Annotated in this window: 19 protein-coding genes and 1 pseudogene; 6 read left to right on the forward strand and 14 right to left on the reverse strand. The window is 71.5% G+C overall.

What is annotated here, in order from left to right; all coding sequences use genetic code 11:
- Positions 1-4 precede the first annotated feature (4 nt).
- From ACZ4Z4_RS06740 to ACZ4Z4_RS06770, 7 genes and pseudogenes are all read right to left on the reverse strand, one after another.
- Positions 5-145: a hypothetical protein gene (locus ACZ4Z4_RS06740; protein ID WP_468324213.1), complete on the reverse strand. Its 141-nt coding sequence runs from the start codon at positions 143-145 to the stop codon at positions 5-7.
- 88 nt (positions 146-233) lie between these two features.
- Positions 234-485, reverse strand: a pseudogene (locus ACZ4Z4_RS06745) (AMP-binding protein); the annotation flags it as partial.
- 23 nt (positions 486-508) lie between these two features.
- Positions 509-673 (reverse strand): hypothetical protein, encoded by a 165-nt coding sequence (locus ACZ4Z4_RS06750; protein ID WP_468323166.1) that lies wholly within the window; start codon positions 671-673, stop codon positions 509-511.
- Between the two features lie 115 nt (positions 674-788).
- Positions 789-1,019 (reverse strand): hypothetical protein, encoded by a 231-nt coding sequence (locus ACZ4Z4_RS06755; protein ID WP_468323169.1) that lies wholly within the window; start codon positions 1,017-1,019, stop codon positions 789-791.
- Between the two features lie 148 nt (positions 1,020-1,167).
- A complete protein-coding gene (locus ACZ4Z4_RS06760) occupies positions 1,168-1,914 on the reverse strand; it encodes a succinate dehydrogenase/fumarate reductase iron-sulfur subunit (RefSeq protein ID WP_468323170.1) in 747 nt (248 codons plus the stop codon).
- A complete protein-coding gene (locus ACZ4Z4_RS06765; protein ID WP_468323173.1) occupies positions 1,911-3,869 on the reverse strand; it encodes a fumarate reductase/succinate dehydrogenase flavoprotein subunit in 1,959 nt (652 codons plus the stop codon). Before ACZ4Z4_RS06765 ends, ACZ4Z4_RS06760 begins: the two co-directional genes overlap by 4 nt.
- 3 nt (positions 3,870-3,872) lie before the next feature.
- Entirely contained in the window at positions 3,873-4,580 is a 708-nt protein-coding gene (locus ACZ4Z4_RS06770) for a succinate dehydrogenase (RefSeq protein ID WP_468323175.1), read from the reverse strand.
- Positions 4,581-4,675: 95 nt separating this feature from the next.
- Between ACZ4Z4_RS06770 and ACZ4Z4_RS06775 the strand changes: the two genes are divergently transcribed.
- Positions 4,676-5,551 (forward strand): LysR family transcriptional regulator, encoded by an 876-nt coding sequence (locus tag ACZ4Z4_RS06775; RefSeq protein ID WP_468323178.1) that lies wholly within the window; start codon positions 4,676-4,678, stop codon positions 5,549-5,551.
- 17 nt (positions 5,552-5,568) lie between these two features.
- On the opposite strand, the gene ACZ4Z4_RS06780 is transcribed toward ACZ4Z4_RS06775, so the two are convergent.
- The 4 genes from ACZ4Z4_RS06780 to ACZ4Z4_RS06795 all read right to left on the reverse strand — a co-directional run bounded on the left by ACZ4Z4_RS06780 (position 5,569) and on the right by ACZ4Z4_RS06795 (position 10,478).
- Positions 5,569-6,327, reverse strand: a complete 759-nt coding sequence (locus ACZ4Z4_RS06780) for a VOC family protein (protein WP_468323180.1) — start codon at positions 6,325-6,327, stop codon at positions 5,569-5,571.
- Between the two features lie 3 nt (positions 6,328-6,330).
- Positions 6,331-8,478: a putative bifunctional diguanylate cyclase/phosphodiesterase gene (locus tag ACZ4Z4_RS06785; protein WP_468323183.1), complete on the reverse strand. Its 2,148-nt coding sequence runs from the start codon at positions 8,476-8,478 to the stop codon at positions 6,331-6,333.
- Positions 8,475-9,287, reverse strand: coding sequence for an SAM-dependent methyltransferase (locus ACZ4Z4_RS06790; protein ID WP_468323186.1), 813 nt, complete (start codon positions 9,285-9,287; stop codon positions 8,475-8,477). Before ACZ4Z4_RS06790 ends, ACZ4Z4_RS06785 begins: the two co-directional genes overlap by 4 nt.
- Before the next feature lie 216 nt (positions 9,288-9,503).
- Positions 9,504-10,478, reverse strand: coding sequence for an SCO0930 family lipoprotein (locus ACZ4Z4_RS06795; RefSeq protein WP_468323189.1), 975 nt, complete (start codon positions 10,476-10,478; stop codon positions 9,504-9,506).
- A gap of 256 nt (positions 10,479-10,734) precedes the next feature.
- Here ACZ4Z4_RS06795 and ACZ4Z4_RS06800 point away from each other — a divergent pair, with 256 nt between their 5' ends.
- On the forward strand, positions 10,735-11,292 hold the full coding sequence (locus tag ACZ4Z4_RS06800; protein WP_468323192.1) for a hypothetical protein: 558 nt from the start codon (positions 10,735-10,737) through the stop codon (positions 11,290-11,292).
- Positions 11,293-11,307: 15 nt separating this feature from the next.
- Entirely contained in the window at positions 11,308-12,072 is a 765-nt protein-coding gene (locus tag ACZ4Z4_RS06805) for a bestrophin-like domain (protein ID WP_468323195.1), read from the forward strand.
- 42 nt (positions 12,073-12,114) lie between these two features.
- On the opposite strand, the gene ACZ4Z4_RS06810 is transcribed toward ACZ4Z4_RS06805, so the two are convergent.
- Positions 12,115-12,891, reverse strand: coding sequence for a polyprenol monophosphomannose synthase (locus tag ACZ4Z4_RS06810; RefSeq protein WP_468323198.1), 777 nt, complete (start codon positions 12,889-12,891; stop codon positions 12,115-12,117).
- Between the two features lie 203 nt (positions 12,892-13,094).
- Here ACZ4Z4_RS06810 and ACZ4Z4_RS06815 point away from each other — a divergent pair, with 203 nt between their 5' ends.
- On the forward strand, positions 13,095-13,307 hold the full coding sequence (locus ACZ4Z4_RS06815) for a hypothetical protein (protein ID WP_468323201.1): 213 nt from the start codon (positions 13,095-13,097) through the stop codon (positions 13,305-13,307).
- 252 nt (positions 13,308-13,559) lie between these two features.
- Complete coding sequence (locus ACZ4Z4_RS06820) at positions 13,560-14,135, forward strand: hypothetical protein (protein ID WP_468323204.1); 576 nt, start codon at positions 13,560-13,562, stop codon at positions 14,133-14,135.
- A 125-nt stretch (positions 14,136-14,260) separates the two neighbouring features.
- Here ACZ4Z4_RS06820 and ACZ4Z4_RS06825 read toward each other — a convergent pair whose 3' ends face one another.
- Entirely contained in the window at positions 14,261-14,770 is a 510-nt protein-coding gene (locus ACZ4Z4_RS06825) for a hypothetical protein (RefSeq protein ID WP_468323206.1), read from the reverse strand.
- 429 nt (positions 14,771-15,199) lie between these two features.
- Between ACZ4Z4_RS06825 and ACZ4Z4_RS06830 the strand changes: the two genes are divergently transcribed.
- Entirely contained in the window at positions 15,200-15,793 is a 594-nt protein-coding gene (locus tag ACZ4Z4_RS06830; protein ID WP_468324166.1) for a class F sortase, read from the forward strand.
- Between the two features lie 25 nt (positions 15,794-15,818).
- Here the strand turns inward: ACZ4Z4_RS06830 and ACZ4Z4_RS06835 are convergent, their stop codons facing one another.
- Positions 15,819-16,652, reverse strand: coding sequence for a polysaccharide deacetylase family protein (locus tag ACZ4Z4_RS06835; RefSeq protein WP_468323209.1), 834 nt, complete (start codon positions 16,650-16,652; stop codon positions 15,819-15,821).
- Between the last annotated feature and the right edge of the window lie 40 nt (positions 16,653-16,692).

Genomic DNA, 16,692 nt, shown 5'->3' on the forward strand with positions numbered 1-16,692 from the left:
TCGGTCAACCGTCCCCATAGGCGGCGCGCAGCCGGGACTTCGCCAGTTTGCCCGTGGGGGTGCGCGGCAGCGACGCGGTGAAGTCGACGGTGCGGGGGGCCTTGTAGTGGGCGAGGCGGTCCCGGGCGACGGCCGGGTGCAGCACGAGGGTAGCGGAAGGACGGTTCGTCGCGCTCGAAGCAGACCGTTCCGGTCTCGCCGGGCGGCAGGACGCGCCCCTCCTCGTCGCAGATCCGCAAGGTGCCGAGGAAGCCGTCGCGGCCGACCGAGCCGGGCTTGCGCAGCCACTCCTCCGGGGAGATGAAGGTGATGCCGTTGCCCTCGGTCGACGAGTAGTACTCGTACAGGACGGGCCCCCACCACTCCATCATCCGCCGTTTGACCTCGACGGGGCAGGGCGCGGCGGCGTGGATGGCGACCTCCATCGACGACGGGTCATACCGCTCGCGCACCTGCGCGGGGAGCTTCAGCATGCGGACGAACATGGTCGGCACCCACTGACTGTGCGTCACCCGGGCCGCTGCGCGGCCGCGAGGGCCGCCTCGGCGTCGAAGGTCTCCATCAGGACGACGGTGCCGCCGAGCGCGGTCACCACGCCGCAGAAGCGCAGGGGTGCCGCGTGGTGGATCGGCGCGGGACAGAGGTAGACGGTGTCCTCGCCGAAGCCGTACATGGCCGACGGTGTACGTCGTGGGCCGGTCCCGCACGTCCCCTTCGGGCAGGGTCGGCTCGATGCCCTTGGGCCGTCCCGTGGTGCCGAAGGAGCAGAGCATGTCGGTGCCGAGCGGCTACCGGTCGGGCGGTACGGGGGATGCCGCGTCCAGCGCCTTCTCGTACGACCCGTCGTCGAGGCCGAGCACGAGCTGCGGCCCGCCCGCCAACTCGCGCACCCGTGCGCCCAGTTCGGTGAGCGACCCGGCGACGATCAGCGCGCCCACGCCGCAGTCGCGCACGATGTAGGCGGCCTCCTCCGCCGTCAGGTGGTGGTTGACGGCGGTGAGGTAGAGCCCGGAGCGCATGGCCGCCCAGTAGACCCGTCGGCGCTGACGACGGCCGTCCTTGCGGGGTCGTACGCTCCAGGATGCATGCCGGGTAGTCAAGCGCCCTGTCAGGGGCGCGGGGAACCGCGCGACCAGCCACAGAAAACCCGCACCCGAATCAGAAGAACTATCGACGCACCTTCCGCGTGGCCCGGAGCCACTCCTTGTTCATCGCGGCGATGGACGGCAGCGGAATGCCCTTCGGGCAGGCGGTCGCGCACTCGCCGGTCAGCGTGCAGCCGCCGAAGCCCTCCGCGTCCATCTGCGCGACCATGTCGAGGACCCGGGTCTCCCGCTCGGGCGCACCCTGCGGAAGCACGTTGAGGTGGTTGACCTTGGCCGAGGTGAAGAGCATGGCCGACCCGTTGGGGCAGGCCGCCACGCACGCCCCGCAGCCGATGCACTCGGCGTGCTCGAAGGCGAAGTCCGCGTCCGGCTTCGGCACGGGGGCGGCGTGTGCCTCGGGGGCGGAGCCGGTCGGGGCGCTGATGTAGCCGCCGGACTGGATGATGCGGTCGAAGGCGGAGCGGTCCACCACCAGGTCCTTGACGACCGGGAAGGCGGCGGCGCGCCACGGCTCGATGTCGATCGTGTCGCCGTCCTGGAAGGACCGCATGTGGAGCTGGCAGGTGGTGGTGCGCTCGGGGCCGTGCGCGTCGCCGTTGATGACGAGCGAGCAGGCGCCGCAGATGCCCTCGCGGCAGTCGTGGTCGAAGGCGACGGGGTCCTCGCCCTTGACGATGAGCTCTTCGTTGAGGGTGTCGAGCATCTCCAGGAAGGACATGTCGGAGGAGATGCCGTCCACCTCGTAGGTGGACATCGCGCCGTCGGCGTCGGCGTTCTTCTGGCGCCAGACGCGCAGGGTGAGCTTCATGCGTAGCTCCGCTGAGTGGGGTGGACGTACTCGAAGACGAGGTCTTCTTTGTGGAGGACGGGGGCCTCGCCGGTGGCGGTGAACTCCCATGCGGCGGCGTAGGAGAACTCCTCGTCGCGGCGGGCGGCCTCGCCGTCGGGCGTCTGGGACTCCTCGCGGAAGTGGCCGCCGCAGGACTCGGCGCGGTGCAGGGCGTCGAGGCACATCAGCTCGGCGAGTTCGAGGTAGTCGACGATGCGGTTGGCCTTCTCAAGGGACTGGTTGAACTCCTCGCCGGTGCCGGGCACCTTGATGCGGCGCCAGAACTCCTCGCGGATCTGCGGGATGCGCTCCAGGGCCTTGCGCAGGCCGCTCTCCGTGCGGGCCATGCCGCAGAACTCCCACATGACCTCGCCCAGTTCGCGGTGGAAGGAGTCGGGGGTGCGGTCGCCGTCGACGGACAGGAGGAGGTTCAGCCGGTCCTCGGTCTCGGCGAGGACTTCCTGGACGACGGGGTGCTCGTCGCTCACCTCGTCCTTGTGCGGGTTGCGCGCGAGGTAGTCGTTGATGGTGGACGGCAGGACGAAGTAGCCGTCGGCGAGGCCCTGCATGAGGGCGCTCGCGCCGAGCCGGTTGGCGCCGTGGTCGGAGAAGTTGGCCTCGCCGATGGCGAAGAGGCCGGGGACGGTGGTCTGGAGGTCGTAGTCGACCCAGAGGCCGCCCATCGTGTAGTGCACGGCGGGGTAGATCCGCATCGGCACCTCGTACGGGTTCTCCGCGGTGATCCGCTCGTACATGTCGAAGAGGTTGCCGTACTTCTCCTCGACCTTCTTCCTGCCCATGCGCTGGATCGCGTCGGCGAAGTCGAGGTAGACGCCCTGCCCGCCGGGGCCCACTCCCCTGCCCTCGTCGCACACGTTCTTCGCGGCGCGCGAGGCGATGTCGCGCGGGACGAGGTTGCCGAAGGAGGGGTAGATGCGCTCCAGGTAGTAGTCGCGCTCGTCCTCGGGGATCTCGTTCGGCGGCCGCTGGTCGCCGCGCGCCTTCGGCACCCAGATGCGTCCGTCGTTGCGCAGCGACTCACTCATCAGCGTCAGCTTGGACTGGTGGTCGCCGGTGCGCGGGATGCAGGTGGGGTGGATCTGGGTGAAGCAGGGGTTGGCGAAGTAGGCGCCGCGCCGGTGGGCCCGCCACACGGCGGTGGCGTTGGAGTTCATGGCGTTGGTCGACAGGTAGAAGACGTTGCCGTAGCCGCCGGAGGCGAGGACGACGGCGTCCGCGAAGTAGGTGTCGATCTTCCCTGTGATCAGGTCGCGGGCGACGATGCCGCGCGCCCGCCCGTCGACGACGATGACGTCGAGCATCTCCGTACGGGGGTGCATCTCCACGTTCCCCGCGGCGATCTGCCGACTGAGCGCCTGGTAGGCGCCGAGGAGCAGCTGCTGCCCCGTCTGGCCGCGCGCGTAGAAGGTGCGGGAGACCTGGACGCCGCCGAAGGAGCGGGTGTCGAGGAGGCCGCCGTACTCGCGGGCGAAGGGCACGCCCTGCGCGACGCACTGGTCGATGATCTCGACGGAGATCTGCGCGAGGCGGTGCACGTTGGACTCGCGGGCGCGGAAGTCGCCGCCCTTGACGGTGTCGTAGAAGAGGCGGTGGACGGAGTCGCCGTCGTTGCGGTAGTTCTTCGCGGCGTTGATGCCGCCCTGCGCGGCGATGGAGTGGGCGCGGCGCGGGGAGTCCTGGTAGCAGAACTGGACGACGTGGTAGCCCTGTTCGGCGAGGGTGGCTCCGGCGGAGCCGCCGGCCAGGCCGGTGCCGACGACGATCACGGTCTGCTTGCGGCGGTTGGCCGGGTTGACCAGCTTCGCCTCGAAGCGGCGGGTGTCCCAGCGCTCGGCGATCGGCCCGCTGGGGGCCTTGGTGTCGACGAGCGGCTCTCCCGTCGTGTACGCGGAGTACTCACTGGAGTGATTCATGGGTCAGCTCACCAGTCCGGTCATGACGGCCACGGGTACGGAGACGAAGCCCACGGTCAGCACCGCGGCGAGGCCGTTGGCCAGGGGCTTGAGGACGCGGTCGCGGGTCGCGGTGCCCACGCCCAGGGTCTGTGCGGCGCTCCACAGTCCGTGCCGCACGTGGAGGCCGACGGCGACCACGGCGACGATGTAGATGACGTTGCCGTACCAGGTGGAGAAGGTGTCGATGATGTTCTGGTACGGGTGCAGGTGCTGGTACTCGCCCGGGTGCACGGTGCCGGTCGTCAGGTCGAGGATGTGCCAGACGATGAAGAGGGCGAGGATGATGCCGCCCCAGCGCATGGTGCGGGTGGCGAAGCTCGCCTCGCGCCTCTTGTGCACGTACCGGGTGGGGCGCGCCCTGATGTCGCGGCGGCTCAGCTGGTACGCGGCGGTGGCGTGCGCGACGACGGCGACGACGAGCACCACGCGGAGCAGCCAGAGCGTCCACTCGTAGTGCATGAAGGGCTCGCCGACGGTGCGGAGCCAGTGCGCGTAGTGGTTGATCTCCGCCGGGCCGAAGAAGATCTTCAGGTTCCCGATCATGTGCAGGAACAGGTAGAGCAGCATGATCAGGCCGCTCACCGCCATCACCGTCTTCTTGCCGATGGTGGAGTCCCACAGCGTGCGGGTCATGGACGGTCGTTTGTCCGTCCGCGTTGCCAGAGCCATGTCACTGACGCTAAGGCCGAAAGTCCTCATCGGTCCAAGAGATGGTTCGGCTCATCTCCATAGTCTCTCCCTATCGAAGGCCGTATCCTGCGGTTATGCAATTCCAGCAGCTGCACTACTTCGTCGCGGTCGCCGAGACCCGGCACTTCACGCGGGCCGCGGAGGCGGTGCACGTCTCCCAGCCGTCGCTCTCGCAGCAGATCCGGGCGCTGGAGAAGGAGCTGGGCGCGGAGCTCTTCAGCCGGGCGCGCGGCAACATCACCCTCACGGACGCGGGCGAGGCGCTGCTGCCGCTGGCCCGCCGGATCCTCGCCGACGCGGACACGGCCCGGATCGAGGTGCAGGAGCTGGCGCAGCTGCGGCGCGGCCGCATCCGCCTCGGCGCCACACCGAGCGTCTGCACGGGCCTGCTGCCCGACGTGCTCCGCGCCTTCCACGACCGCCACCCCGGCATCCAGCTCCTCATCGAGGAGGGCGGCTCCCACGATCTCGTACGCGAACTGGCGCGCGGCGCGCTGGACCTGGCGCTGGTGGTGCTGCCGCTGCCGTCGCCGTCACCGGCCCTGACGACCGTGGAACTGCTCCGCGAGGACCTGGTCGTGGTCTCCTCGCCGGACCGGCGGGGCCTCGGCGGATCGGTCCGGATCGCGGATCTGGAGGGCGAGCGCCTCGTGATGTTCCGGCACGGCTACGACCTGCGGGAACTCACCGTCACCGCCTGCCGCGCCGCGGGGTTCGAGCCCGACTTCGCGGTGGAGGGCGGCGAGATGGACGCGGTGCTCGGCTTCGTGCGGGCCGGGCTCGGCGTGGCGGTCGTCCCGCGCATGGTCGCGGAGCGCTCAGGATCCGGCCTGCGGATGACACCGCTGGCCGGCCCGAGCCTGCACCGCACGATCGCGCTCGCCCACCGCAGCGACGTCGCGCCCCCGCGGGCGGCTCGCGAACTCCAGCGGATGCTGCTGGCACGCTGAGCCCCCGACGGGAGCCGTCACCCGGCGCTCCCCCGCGCCCGCGCCCTGCCCGTCTCCGGGTCACGGCCCGTCAGGCAGTACGTGCCGCCCGCCGGGTCCCGCATCACGAGCCAGTTCGCGCCGCGCGCCACGAGGACCGCGCCGAGGCTCTCGTGCCAGGCGCGCACCGCGTCCGGGTCCGAGCAGGCCAGGTCGAGGTGGGCCCCGGCGCGCCCGTCCGGGCCGAGACGCTGCAACAGGAGCCGGATCGGGAGGTGGGGAGGCTGCTGCACACGGTGGAACTCGGAGAGTGCGCTCGCACTGGACTCCCACCCCGTGAGCGCCGCCCAGAAAGCGACTTCCCCCTCGAACGCGTCCGGGGGCACGTCCAGGCACACCTGGTCCAGGCGGCTGACCGCGCCGCCGGGCGCCGCGACCGGCGCCGGACGCGCCGTCTCGCCCGCCCAGGGCACCACGCAGAAGAGCTGCCCGGCCGGTGAGCGCAGGACTTCGAGGCCCTCCTCCGCGTGCACCGCCGCGGCGCCGAGGCCGCGGGCCGCCCGCGCCGTCGCGGCGACGTCGTCCACCGCGAGGTCCAGGTGCGCGCCGCCGGACCCGGCCACGGCCTGCGCCTTCACGCACGCGTCGGCGGGTGCGCGCGGCAGCAGCGTCGCGAACTCGGCGTCGGCGCCCCGCGGTTCCGACAGGCGCGTGCCGGTGACCGCGGTCCAGAAGGCGCAGGCGCGGGGGAAGCGGTCCCGGGGCCGGTCGATGAAGGCGTACGTCCAGCGGATCACGGGTCAGCCCGTCGCGTCGGCGAGGGCCAGCTCGTGCAGCCGGTCGGGCGGGCCCGGACGGGCGTAGTACCAGCCCTGTGCCGTGTCGCAGCCGAGCTCCCGCAGCTGGTCCGCCTGCGCGCCCGTCTCGACGCCCTCGACGGTGACCGCGAGGTCGAGGCTGTGCGCGAGCGCGACGATCCCCTCGACGATCTTCAGGTCGACGGGGTCGGCGGGGAAGTGCTGCATGCCCTGCGTGAACGAGCGGTCGAGCTTGAGCACGCTCACCGGCAGGCGGCGCAGGTTGGCGAGGTTGGAGTAGCCCGTGCCGAAGTCGTCGAGCGCGATGTCCACGCCCATCTCGGCGAGCCTGCGCAGCGGCTTGAGCAGGTCGTCGTCGGCTCCTATCAGAGCGGACTCGGTGACCTCCAGGCAGAGCGCGCCCGGTTCGAGTCCCTCGCGCTCCAGGATGTCGACCGTGTCGGAGACCAGGCCGGGGTGGGTCAGCTGCATGGGTGAGAGGTTCACGTTGACCCGCAGGGGGCCCGCGGCAGCCGCCCCGTCGAGGGTGCGCGCCTCCCACAGGCGGGCCTGACGCACGGACTCGGCGAGGACCCAGCGGCCGAGGGGCACGATCAGGCCGGTGTGCTCGGCGAGCGGGATGAAGCGGTCCGGGCCGATGACGCCGTGCTGCGGGTGCAGCCAGCGCACCAGCGCCTCGGCGCCGCGCACGCTGCCGTCGGCGAGGTGCACGAGCGGCTGGTACTCGATGAAGAACTCGCCGCGGTCCAGGGCGGTGGGCAGCGCGGTGGTCAGTCCGTGCCGGGTGATGGCGCGCGCGTCGGCCTCGGGGTCGGCGAGCTCGTAGCGGTTGCCGCCCGCGGACTTGGCGCGGTACATCGTGATGTCGGCGCTGCGCAGGACCTCCGCGGCGCCGCGCTCGCCCGCGGGGCCCTCCACGATGCCGATGCTGCCGCGCACGGTCAGCTCGCGGCCGTCGACGCGGATGGGGGCGGCGAGCGCGTTCATGATGCGTCCGGCGAGCTCGTCCACCTCGGTCTCGGTGTCGGGTCCCGTGGTGAGCGCCACGAACTCGTCGCCGCCGAGCCGGGCCACCATCTCGCCGGGCGCGGTCGCGCAGGACTGCAACCGGTCGGCGACCTCGACGAGCAGCCGGTCGCCGGCCGCGTGGCCGAGGCTGTCGTTGACGGTCTTGAAGCCGTCGAGGTCGAGGTAGCAGAGCCCGAAGCGGGCGTCCGCGCCCGCCGCGAGCGCCTTCTCCAGGCGCTCGAAGAACAGGGTGCGGTTGGGCAGGCCGGTGAGCGCGTCGTGCGTCGCCTCGTACCGCAGGCGGAGGTTGAGCAGGCGGCGCTCGGTGGTGTCCTCCATCAGCGCCAGCTGGTACTGCGGGACCCCGTCGGCGTCGCGCAGCAGCGACACGGTCAGGTTGGTCCACAGGACCGTGCCGTCGGGGCGGTAGAAGGCCTTCTCCACGCGGTAGTGCTCGCGCTCGCCGCGCACGAGCTCCTCGTACAGCTTCCAGACGTGCGGCGAGTCGTCGGGGTGCGTCCACTCCCCCACGTTGCGCCCGCGGAGCTGGTGCTCCAGGCCGCCGAACATGCGGATCAGCGCGTCGTTGACTTCCAGGATGCGGCCTTCGAGGTCCGCTATCCCGATGCCGATCGCGGCGCCGTGGAAGACGGCCCTGAACCGTGCCTCGCTGGCGTGCAGGGCCTCGGCGACGGCGCTGCGCGCGCTCAGGGCGGCGCGGGAGATCGCCTCCTGCTCGGCGAGGGTGCGTTCCCGCAGCGCCCGCGCGAAGCCCGCGGCCATGGCGTGCTGGATGCGCGCGGAGCGGGCCCGCAGCGCCTCCTGGGAGCCTTCGCCGCCGCAGTACAGGACCAGGTAGGCGTCGACGCAGTCGAGGGTGCGGCTGAGGGCCTCGGGGTCGGTGCAGTGCGTGGCGACGAGCGCGGCGCCGACGGCCTGGCTCTCGGCCGCGTCGAAGACCCGCTCCTGGAGCGCGTCGTTCAACCGCCTGGCGAGCGGCACCAGTTGCCGCTCGAACTCGGGACGGGTCAGCGAGGTGGCCGTGACGGGGAAGATCGCACGGCTCCAGATGGTGGCGAACCTGCGGAGTCTGTCCTCGGGTCCGTCCTGCTCGCCGCTCAACGCTTCCGTCCCACGCCAGCGAAGCCCGAGAAGGAGTACGGGTCCTCCTCCTCGGGCGCGGTGTCGGGCCGCCAGTGCGGCATCGGCACCAGGCCGGGTTCCACCATGTCGTACCCCTCGAAGAACCGCGCGATCCGGTCGCGCGAGCGCATGATCAGTGGGTTGCGGATGTCCTTGTATACCCCGACCGTCCGGCCGGCTTGCTCGGGGGGGACGGGAATCCCTTCGTACGAGGCGTGACTGAGGATGACGAGGCTGCCGGGCGCGGTCGCGTCCCGCAGCTCGGCGACCGCCGCGTAAGGATCGTACGCGTCCTCGACGAAGTGGAGGACGGCGACGAGGAGGAGAGCCACCGGGCGGTCCAGGTCGAGGACCGAGGCGACCTCCGAACTGCCCAGAATGTCCTGCGGCTTGCGCAGGTCCGCGGCGAGTGCCGCGGTCCCCTCGGTGCCGTCGAGCACGCTGCGGCTGTGGGCGACGGCGACCGGGTCGTGGTCCACGTACACGACGCGGGCCTCGGGGGTGGCCTGCCGCGCCACCTCGTGGACGTTGCCGAACGTCGGGATGCCGGAGCCGATGTCGAGGAACTGGGTGACGCCCTCCGCGACGGCGTGGCGCACCGCGCGCCGCATGAAGGCACGGTTGGCCTGCATGATCTTCGGGAGCCCCGGCATGTGCTCCATGGCTTCGCGGGCCGCCTCCCGGTCCACCTCGAAGTTGTGCGAACCGCCCAGGTAGTAGTCGTAGATGCGGGAGACGCTGGGCATCGAGATGTCGATGCCCGGCGGTGCCCAGGCGGGACGCTCCATCAAGACTCCAAGACGTAGGGGGCGGCAGAGGCGATCCGGTGTTCGAGGGTGAGGCTACTGATCGTCCGCCAAGGGAGCGAGTCAAACCGGAAATTGGTCGTCCGTTCTCGGTCACTGCCTTTGGCAAGTGCCGTATCCCACAAGGACGACCGGCCCGCCCCCTCCCTGTGATATGGGAGGAGACGGGCCGGTTCGTCCGAATGCCGTGCGGGCGGGCTAGGGAGCGCCCACCGTCTTGCCGGTGGGGCTCGCGGCGTACCAAGTGCCGCCCACTCCTTGGCCGTTGGTGTCGCCGGGCTTCTTGTCGCCGGCGAAGGTGTACAGCGGCCAGCAGTCGATCGTCTGCTGCTTCTTGCCGTCGGGCCGGTTGAACACGGTAAAGCCCTTCTTGAGGATGCCTCGAGTGGTGTTCTTGTCCACGGGCTCCACGACGGGCCACTTGTCTAGGCAGGCGCCGGTGCACGCCGACTTCATCGGCCAGGCGGAGTCCTTCGTGAAGCGGTAGACGGTCATGCCGTTCTTGTCGACGACGATCTCGCCGAGCTTCGGGTCCTTGCGGGTGGACAGGCCCGCGAGGTCGGCGGGGGCGGTGTCGGCCGCCGGTGCGGCCTTCTTGCCGTCGGGGGCGGCGGCGAACCAAGTGCCGCCCACGCCCTGCCCCTTGGCGTCGCCGGGCTCGGTGTCCTTCGCGAACCGGTACATCGGCCAGCCGTCGATGGTGAGCTGCTTGGTGCCGTCGGTGGCGGTGACCTCGCCGAGCAGGGACGCGTCGACTCCCGGCGGGGCCTTGGAGCCGTCGGCCGCGACGACGGGCCAGGCCTTCAGACAGGCCGCGTCGCAGGTGGACTTGGGCGGCTGGGCGGTGTCCTTGTCGAAGCGGTAGAGGGTGAAGCCCGCACTGTCGGTGACGACCTTGCCGAGCTTCTTGCTGTCCCACACGGCGAGTTGTCCCGCGGACTTCGCCTTGGCGCCCGCGCCCTTGTCCGCGGCGCCGGAGTCCTCCCCGTAGCCGTCGCCCGCGCCGTAGCCGTCGCTCTTCGCCGGTGCCTCGTTGCCCACGTTCTGCCCGTTCGGAGACTGGTCGCCCTTCTCCTGACCGCACGCCGTCGTCAGCGCCAGCAGGGCCGCGGCTGTCGCTACGAGCGAGGCGTTCCGCCAGGATCGGGGGGAACCCCCACTTGGATGCAGCATCCTTGACTCCCAGTGTCAGCACAGGTGTTGTGGCGCCCGGTTGCGTCACACATGGCCCTAGGTACGGGTCGGGACGGCCGTCGCGTTCAACCCCGCCGCAAGATTCTTTGCGCGCCCCGGGGTGGCAGGGGCGGGGCGCCCGCGGTCGAACCCCTGTCGGGGGCGCGTCCTTCCTTCGGGTCATTCGTGGGCCTCGCGGGCGTGCCGAGGGCGTGCGCGGCTCATGCTCCCCGTCGTGCACGGAACTCCACGAGCCTTGTCGCCTCTGGTCGCCCGCGTGTTGGCGCTCGTCGGTCTCGCGCTGCTGCTCGCCGCGTCGACGGCCGCCGGCTCCGCCTCCGCCGACAACTGCGGGTACGCGTCGGTCAATCAGAGCGGCGGCGCCTCGGGCGGCGACAACGTGGCCGTCTCGGGTGACGGCGCCGGCTGCTGGGCCGGGCCCACACACCACCCGAAGCCCCCACCACCGAAGCCGCCGCCGCCTCCCCCGCCACCGCCGCCACCCCCGCCACCGAAGCCGCCCGCCCCTGAGCCGCCCCCGCCACCGGCTCCCGCGCCGCCGCCCGAGCCGTCCGCGCGGCCCGCGGCACCCCAGCCCCCGCCACCTCCGCCCGCCGCCGCGCCGGCACCCGACCCGAAGCCCGACCCCAAACCCTCCGCCCGCCCCCCGAAATCCCCCGCACCCGTGACATATCCGGAGTACAAGAGCCCGCGCCGCACCCAGCCGCCCCGCCACGGTCCGTCCCTCGTCTCGCTCACCCTGCTCATCACGGCGCCCGCGGTGCTCGCCGTCGCCGCGCTCCGCCCGCGCTGACCGCCGGAGGTCTCCATGTCGGAATGGCTTGTTCTCACCCTCGCGATGGTGGCCGCTTGCGGTGTTGTGCTCATCGTGACACTGCTGCGCCACCGCAGGACCGGCGCGGACTACGACGCGTCCGAGACCCCGGACGTGATCGAGTACATGACGATGATGATCGGTGTCGTGTACGCCATCGTCCTCGGTCTGGCCATCGCGGGTGTCTGGGAGGCGCGCGGCGCCGCGCAGGAACACGTGCGCCTCGAGGCCCAGGCGCTGCACGAGGTCTCGGAGCGGGCGCGGATCTATCCAGAGGAGGTCCGTGACCGGATTCGCGCCGATGTCCACACCTATGTCAGCCATGTCGTCACCACCGAGTGGGACACCATGCGGTCCAAGAACGAACTCACCGACCGCGGCGCGGAGCTCCTGGCCCGCGTCCGGCACGACGTGACGGACTACGAGCCGAAGTCGGACTTCGAGGCGCAGGCCTACCAGCCGCTGGTCGACTCGGTGGCGGCCGCGGACGACGCGCGCAGCGGCCGCGCGGACAGTGTCGGGGCGACCATGCCCGCGGTGGTCTGGTTCGGCCTGATCACCGGGGGGCTGGTCACCATCGGCATGCTCTTCGCCCTCCAGATCCGCCGCACACCACGCGAACTGGTCCTCGCGGGGCTCTTCTCCGCCCTCTTCGCCTTCCTGCTCTTCCTCATCTGGGACTTCGACGCGCCCTACAGCCGTGGCGTCGCCGCGACGGCGGAACCGTTCCGGGCGCTGTTCCCGGGTCTCGGCGGCTGACCGCGCCCCGCCCTTGGGCGCGGGGAGCCCGGCCGGATCGTCTCAGCTCCCCGCGCCCCGGCGGCCGAACCGCAGTTTCCACGGGGTGATCGCCGACTCCGCCTGCACCCGCAGGCTGAGCTTCGACTCGCCGCTGGCGCGCTCCTCGAAGGTGATCGGCACCTCGACGATGCGCAGACCGCGGCGGATCGCGCGGTAGTTCGTCTCGACCTGGAAGGAGTAGCCGTTGCTCCGCACCGACGGCAGGTCGATCGCCCTCAGCGCGGTGGCGCGCCACGCCTTGAACCCCGCCGTGGCGTCCTTGACGCCGAGCCGCAGGACGGCGTTGACGTAGAAGTTCGCCCAGGCGGAGAGCGCCTTGCGGTGCCAGGCCCACTCGGTGGCGAGCGCGCCGCCCGCCACGTACCGCGAACCCAGCACGACGCCCAGGTCGTCGCCGCCCGCGAGCAGGGTGCGCACCATGAGCGGGAGCGCCCGCGCCGGGTGCGAGAGGTCGGCGTCCATCTGGACGACCACGTCGGCGCCGTCGGCGAGGGCGCGGGTCATGCCGGCTACATAGGCGCGGCCGAGGCCGTCCTTCTCGGTGCGGTGCAGGACGGTGACCGTGCCCTGCGACGTGGCCGCGATCCCGTCCGCGACGTCGCCGGTGCCGTCCGGCGAATTGTCGTCGACCACGAGCACGTGGAGGTTGGGCAGCTCAAGCTCCTTGAGCAGGCCGACCAGGAGGGGCAGGTTCTCCCGTTCGTCGTACGTGGGGACGACCACCACGACCTTCGGAGAGGCCGCGTCAGCAGCCCGGGACGCCTGTTCCACGATCATTCCCCCGTGCGATTCCCGTTGCGGTCGGCACCACACTACGGCAGGGATCTTGAAAGTACGCCAACTCCCGCGCGTAGGGCACCTGTTGAGGCACGAGAGAGCCCACCCTCGGCAGGCCCGTCAGCGCGCGGGATGTCGTGGGCCGACGCGCGTTGGCCGTGAACCGCGCTGCGCCGCGCCTTCGGACGGCGCACTCTGGTGCCATGGCCTGGCAGTCACCGATCGTCGTCCATCCGCCCGCCGCCGACGGCGGGCGACGGGTCACCGTGCGCGGCAGGGAGGTGGGCGTCGCACACAGCGACCACGAGCTGACGGAGCTGCTGCGGCGCGCGGGGCTCGGCGAGGCCGACATGGCGCTCGACGACCCGCACCTCGTCGAGTGGCGGGGCGGACCGCACGTATGGAAGAAGACATGAGCCGGGCGAAGACATGAGCCGGGCGAGCACGTGAGGCCGTCGTCGGCGAACGACGTGACCCCCACCGTCGGCGAGGACGTGAAGCCGCCACGCCGTCCCGTTCCCTCGACCGGCCCACACGGTTGCCCCGTTCGCGCGACACGGATCGCGCGGGCCCGGGCCCCTATCTAGCGTTTCGGGCATCGAGGTGCATTTCAGGCATCAGCGGAAGAAGGTCCGCAGCTGCTCCTCGTGGACCCGGAGGATTTCATCATGCGCGCGATACGCGTCGCTTCGGCCGCCCTGCTCACCGCTTCCGCCCTGGCCCTCACCGCCCCGCCCGCATCCGCGTCCGCGTCCTCGCCCGTGCGCGAGGAGAACGTGACCGCGTTCGGCTTCAGCATCACCCCCAAGACGGTCGCCGCCGGCGGACAGGTCACCCTCAACGTCGACGGCTGCGACGGCGAGACCAAGGTCTCCTCCGGCGTCTTCGACGACACCACCATCCCCAAGGGGCAGAAGTCCGCCACCGCCCACGTGTTCTGGGACGCGAAGCCCGGCGCGATGTACGAGGTGACGTTCACCTGCAACGGCAGCAACCCCGGCAGCGACAAGACCGACCTCACCATCGCCACCGGCCGCCCCGACGGCAACACCCGCCCCGACGGCAACACCCGCCCTGACGGCAACACCCACCACAACCCGCAGAAGGGCGTCAAGGCCGGTGTCGGCGGCAGCTTCGGCGGACTCGACCTGCATGAGATCGCCCTCGGCGGCGCCCTGATCCTGGGCACCCTCGGTGCCGCGTACTACAAGACGCGCCGCCGCACCGGCGAGGGCAATTCCTGACCCGCGCGCTCCTGGCCCGGAGCGCCGCCGCGCTTCGCCCCCCGGGCGTCTCCAGGACCCGGGGGCGAAGGACGGTCACCTGCCGGGCACGGGGCGGAAGGGGGGCGCGCCGGCCCGGCGGGAGCTCAGACCTTGTTCTCGGAGCGGCGGCGCATCCAGAATACGCCGCCGCCGACGAGCGCCGCCGTGACCAGGGCGCCGCCGATGGCCATGTCGGTGCCGCTGGCCCCGGAGTTGCTGCTGCCGCCGAAGCCGCCGCGCACACCGCCGTGGATGACGGTGAACGCCGCCGGGCGGGTCAGGGTCTTGCCGCCGCAGTGAGCCGTGATGTCGTACGCGCCGGGGTGGGCGTGCGAGTGGACGATCGCGGTGGCGCTCGCCGTGGTGCCGCCCGCGATGCTGTGCAGCTTCGTGTCAGGGAAGGCGTGCGACGTGATCTTGCTGCCGGGCGACTGGCAGGAGGATCCGTCGACGGTCACCGTCAGGTGGCCGCCCCTCGGGATCACGCTGGGCATCGCCACGATGTTGGTCGGGTCGGCCCACGCGGACGCGGCCGGGGCGGCGAGCCCGAGGGCCCCGACGGCCGCGGCGGCGACCGCGACGGCACGAGTGGTCCGCCTACGAGAAGTACGCATGGCAATCCTCCGCGGAAGGCGCCCCGGGGATACCGTCCCCGGTCGATCGGCGAGAGCGCCTCCCAGACTGACCCTCAGATGCCGAGGTCAGGCCCGCATTTCGGCGCTCGGCCGTCCTGGTGAGACGACACGCCGGGGCGTGTCCGCGCAACCCGCCATCACCGCAGGTCACGGACCGTCAGAAATTTCCTGCCGGGGGCGACTCGGATGGCGCACCCTGGCCCCGGGGCCACCCGTTCGCTCCCGCCCTTTCGCACGCCGCGCGCCCCGCGCTTAGCGTTCTGGTACGCGCTACGGACGCGGCACCTGTGCCGCGTCGAGAGGGGATAGAGAATGCCTTCGCCCCAGCCGGCCGACGAGTTCGAATTCCAGGATCTCCAGGGTTTCCAGGAGGACGAAAAGCAGCGGAAGCGCGCCCCGTGGGGTGTGATGGCGCTTGTCCTGCTGACCGGTCTCGCGCTGATCCGCAATGGTTCCGGGGAATTCGACGTGGGCCCGCCGCAGCCCGCGTCCGCGGCTGCCGCGGACCGCGCGCCCGAGTCGGGCGACGGCGCCCCCGCGCCCCTGACGTTCTCGCCCGCGGAGCGCATCCGGATCAAGGGCATCCAGGTGGACGCGCCGATCATACAGGTGGGGCTGGACTCCGAGGGCTGGGTGGACGCGCCGCCGCCGGGGGACCCGAATCTCGCCGGCTGGTTCACCGGCGCCGTGTCACCGGGCGAGAAGGGCACCGCCGTGGTGGTCGGGCATGTGGACAATCAGCAGGGTCCTGCCGTCTTCTACGGCCTCGGCTCACTGAAGAAGGGGCAGCGCGTCGAGGTCGAGCGCAGGGACAGGCAGACGGCCACTTTTGAGATTTATGGCGTCGAGGTTTTCGACAAGGATGCTTTTCCGGGCGAGCGGGTCTATGGAAACAGCGGAACTCCGGAATTGCGCGTCATCACCTGCGGCGGCGGTTTCTCGCAGCACGCCGGTTATGACGGGAATGTCGTGGTGTTCGCCCGTCTGGTCGCCGGGAGCTGACGCGGGCCGGGGCTGATGGGTCGGGTCATGTCAGGTGGGGGCGCGGCAGCGTGATGCGGTATCCGGAGTCGAGGAGTTCCGGGAGGTAGCTGTGCAGCGCCTCGACGCTGCCCGAGCGGTCGCCCCCCGCGTCGTGCGAGAGGACCACGACGCCCGGCCCGGCGCCCGCGCGGACGCGTCGCACGATGGTCCGCGCGCCGGGTTCGGTCCAGTCGAGGGTGTCGACCGTCCAGGCCAGCGGCTCCATGCCGAGCTGGGCGCCCAGCTGGAAGGCGTTGCGGTTCCACGCGCCGTAGGGGGCCCGGAACCACTCCGGGGGCATCCCGGTCACTTCCTCGATGATGTCGCAGGTGCGTTCCATCTCGTCGCGCATGGTGGCCCTGCCGAGGCGGGGCAGCAGGGGGTGGCTCCAGGTGTGGTTGCCGATCACGTGCCCGTCGTCGGCCATCTCGCGCAGCAGGTCCGGGCTTTCGGCGACCATCTCGCCGCACACGAAGAACACCGCGCGGACGTCGTGCCGGCGCAGCGTCCGCAGGATGGCCGGTGTGTAGAGCGGGTCGGGCCCGTCGTCGAACGTGAGGACCATCGACCGGTCGCGGCCCGGCATGCGCAGGATCGGCGCCTTGCGCACGTGGGACAGGGCCCTGGTGTAGCGCTGCGGGCCGCTTCCCATGATGGGCCGCAGGCGGTACGCGGAGGGCTTGCGTGCGCGTACGGCCTGCGGGCCCCCGGCGGGGGCGGTGGGTGCGGGCGTGGCCGGTCCTTCCGTGCCCGCGCAGCCCGCGGTGGCGGCGAGCCCGAGGACCGCGGCGGCGCCGAGCAGCACCCGACGCCTCGGCGACAGCTGATCGTCTTTCATGACTAATCCGTCGCATGGCCGACAGCCGGCCCCGGACATC

This window comes from Streptomyces sp. NPDC030245, from assembly GCF_055572995.1.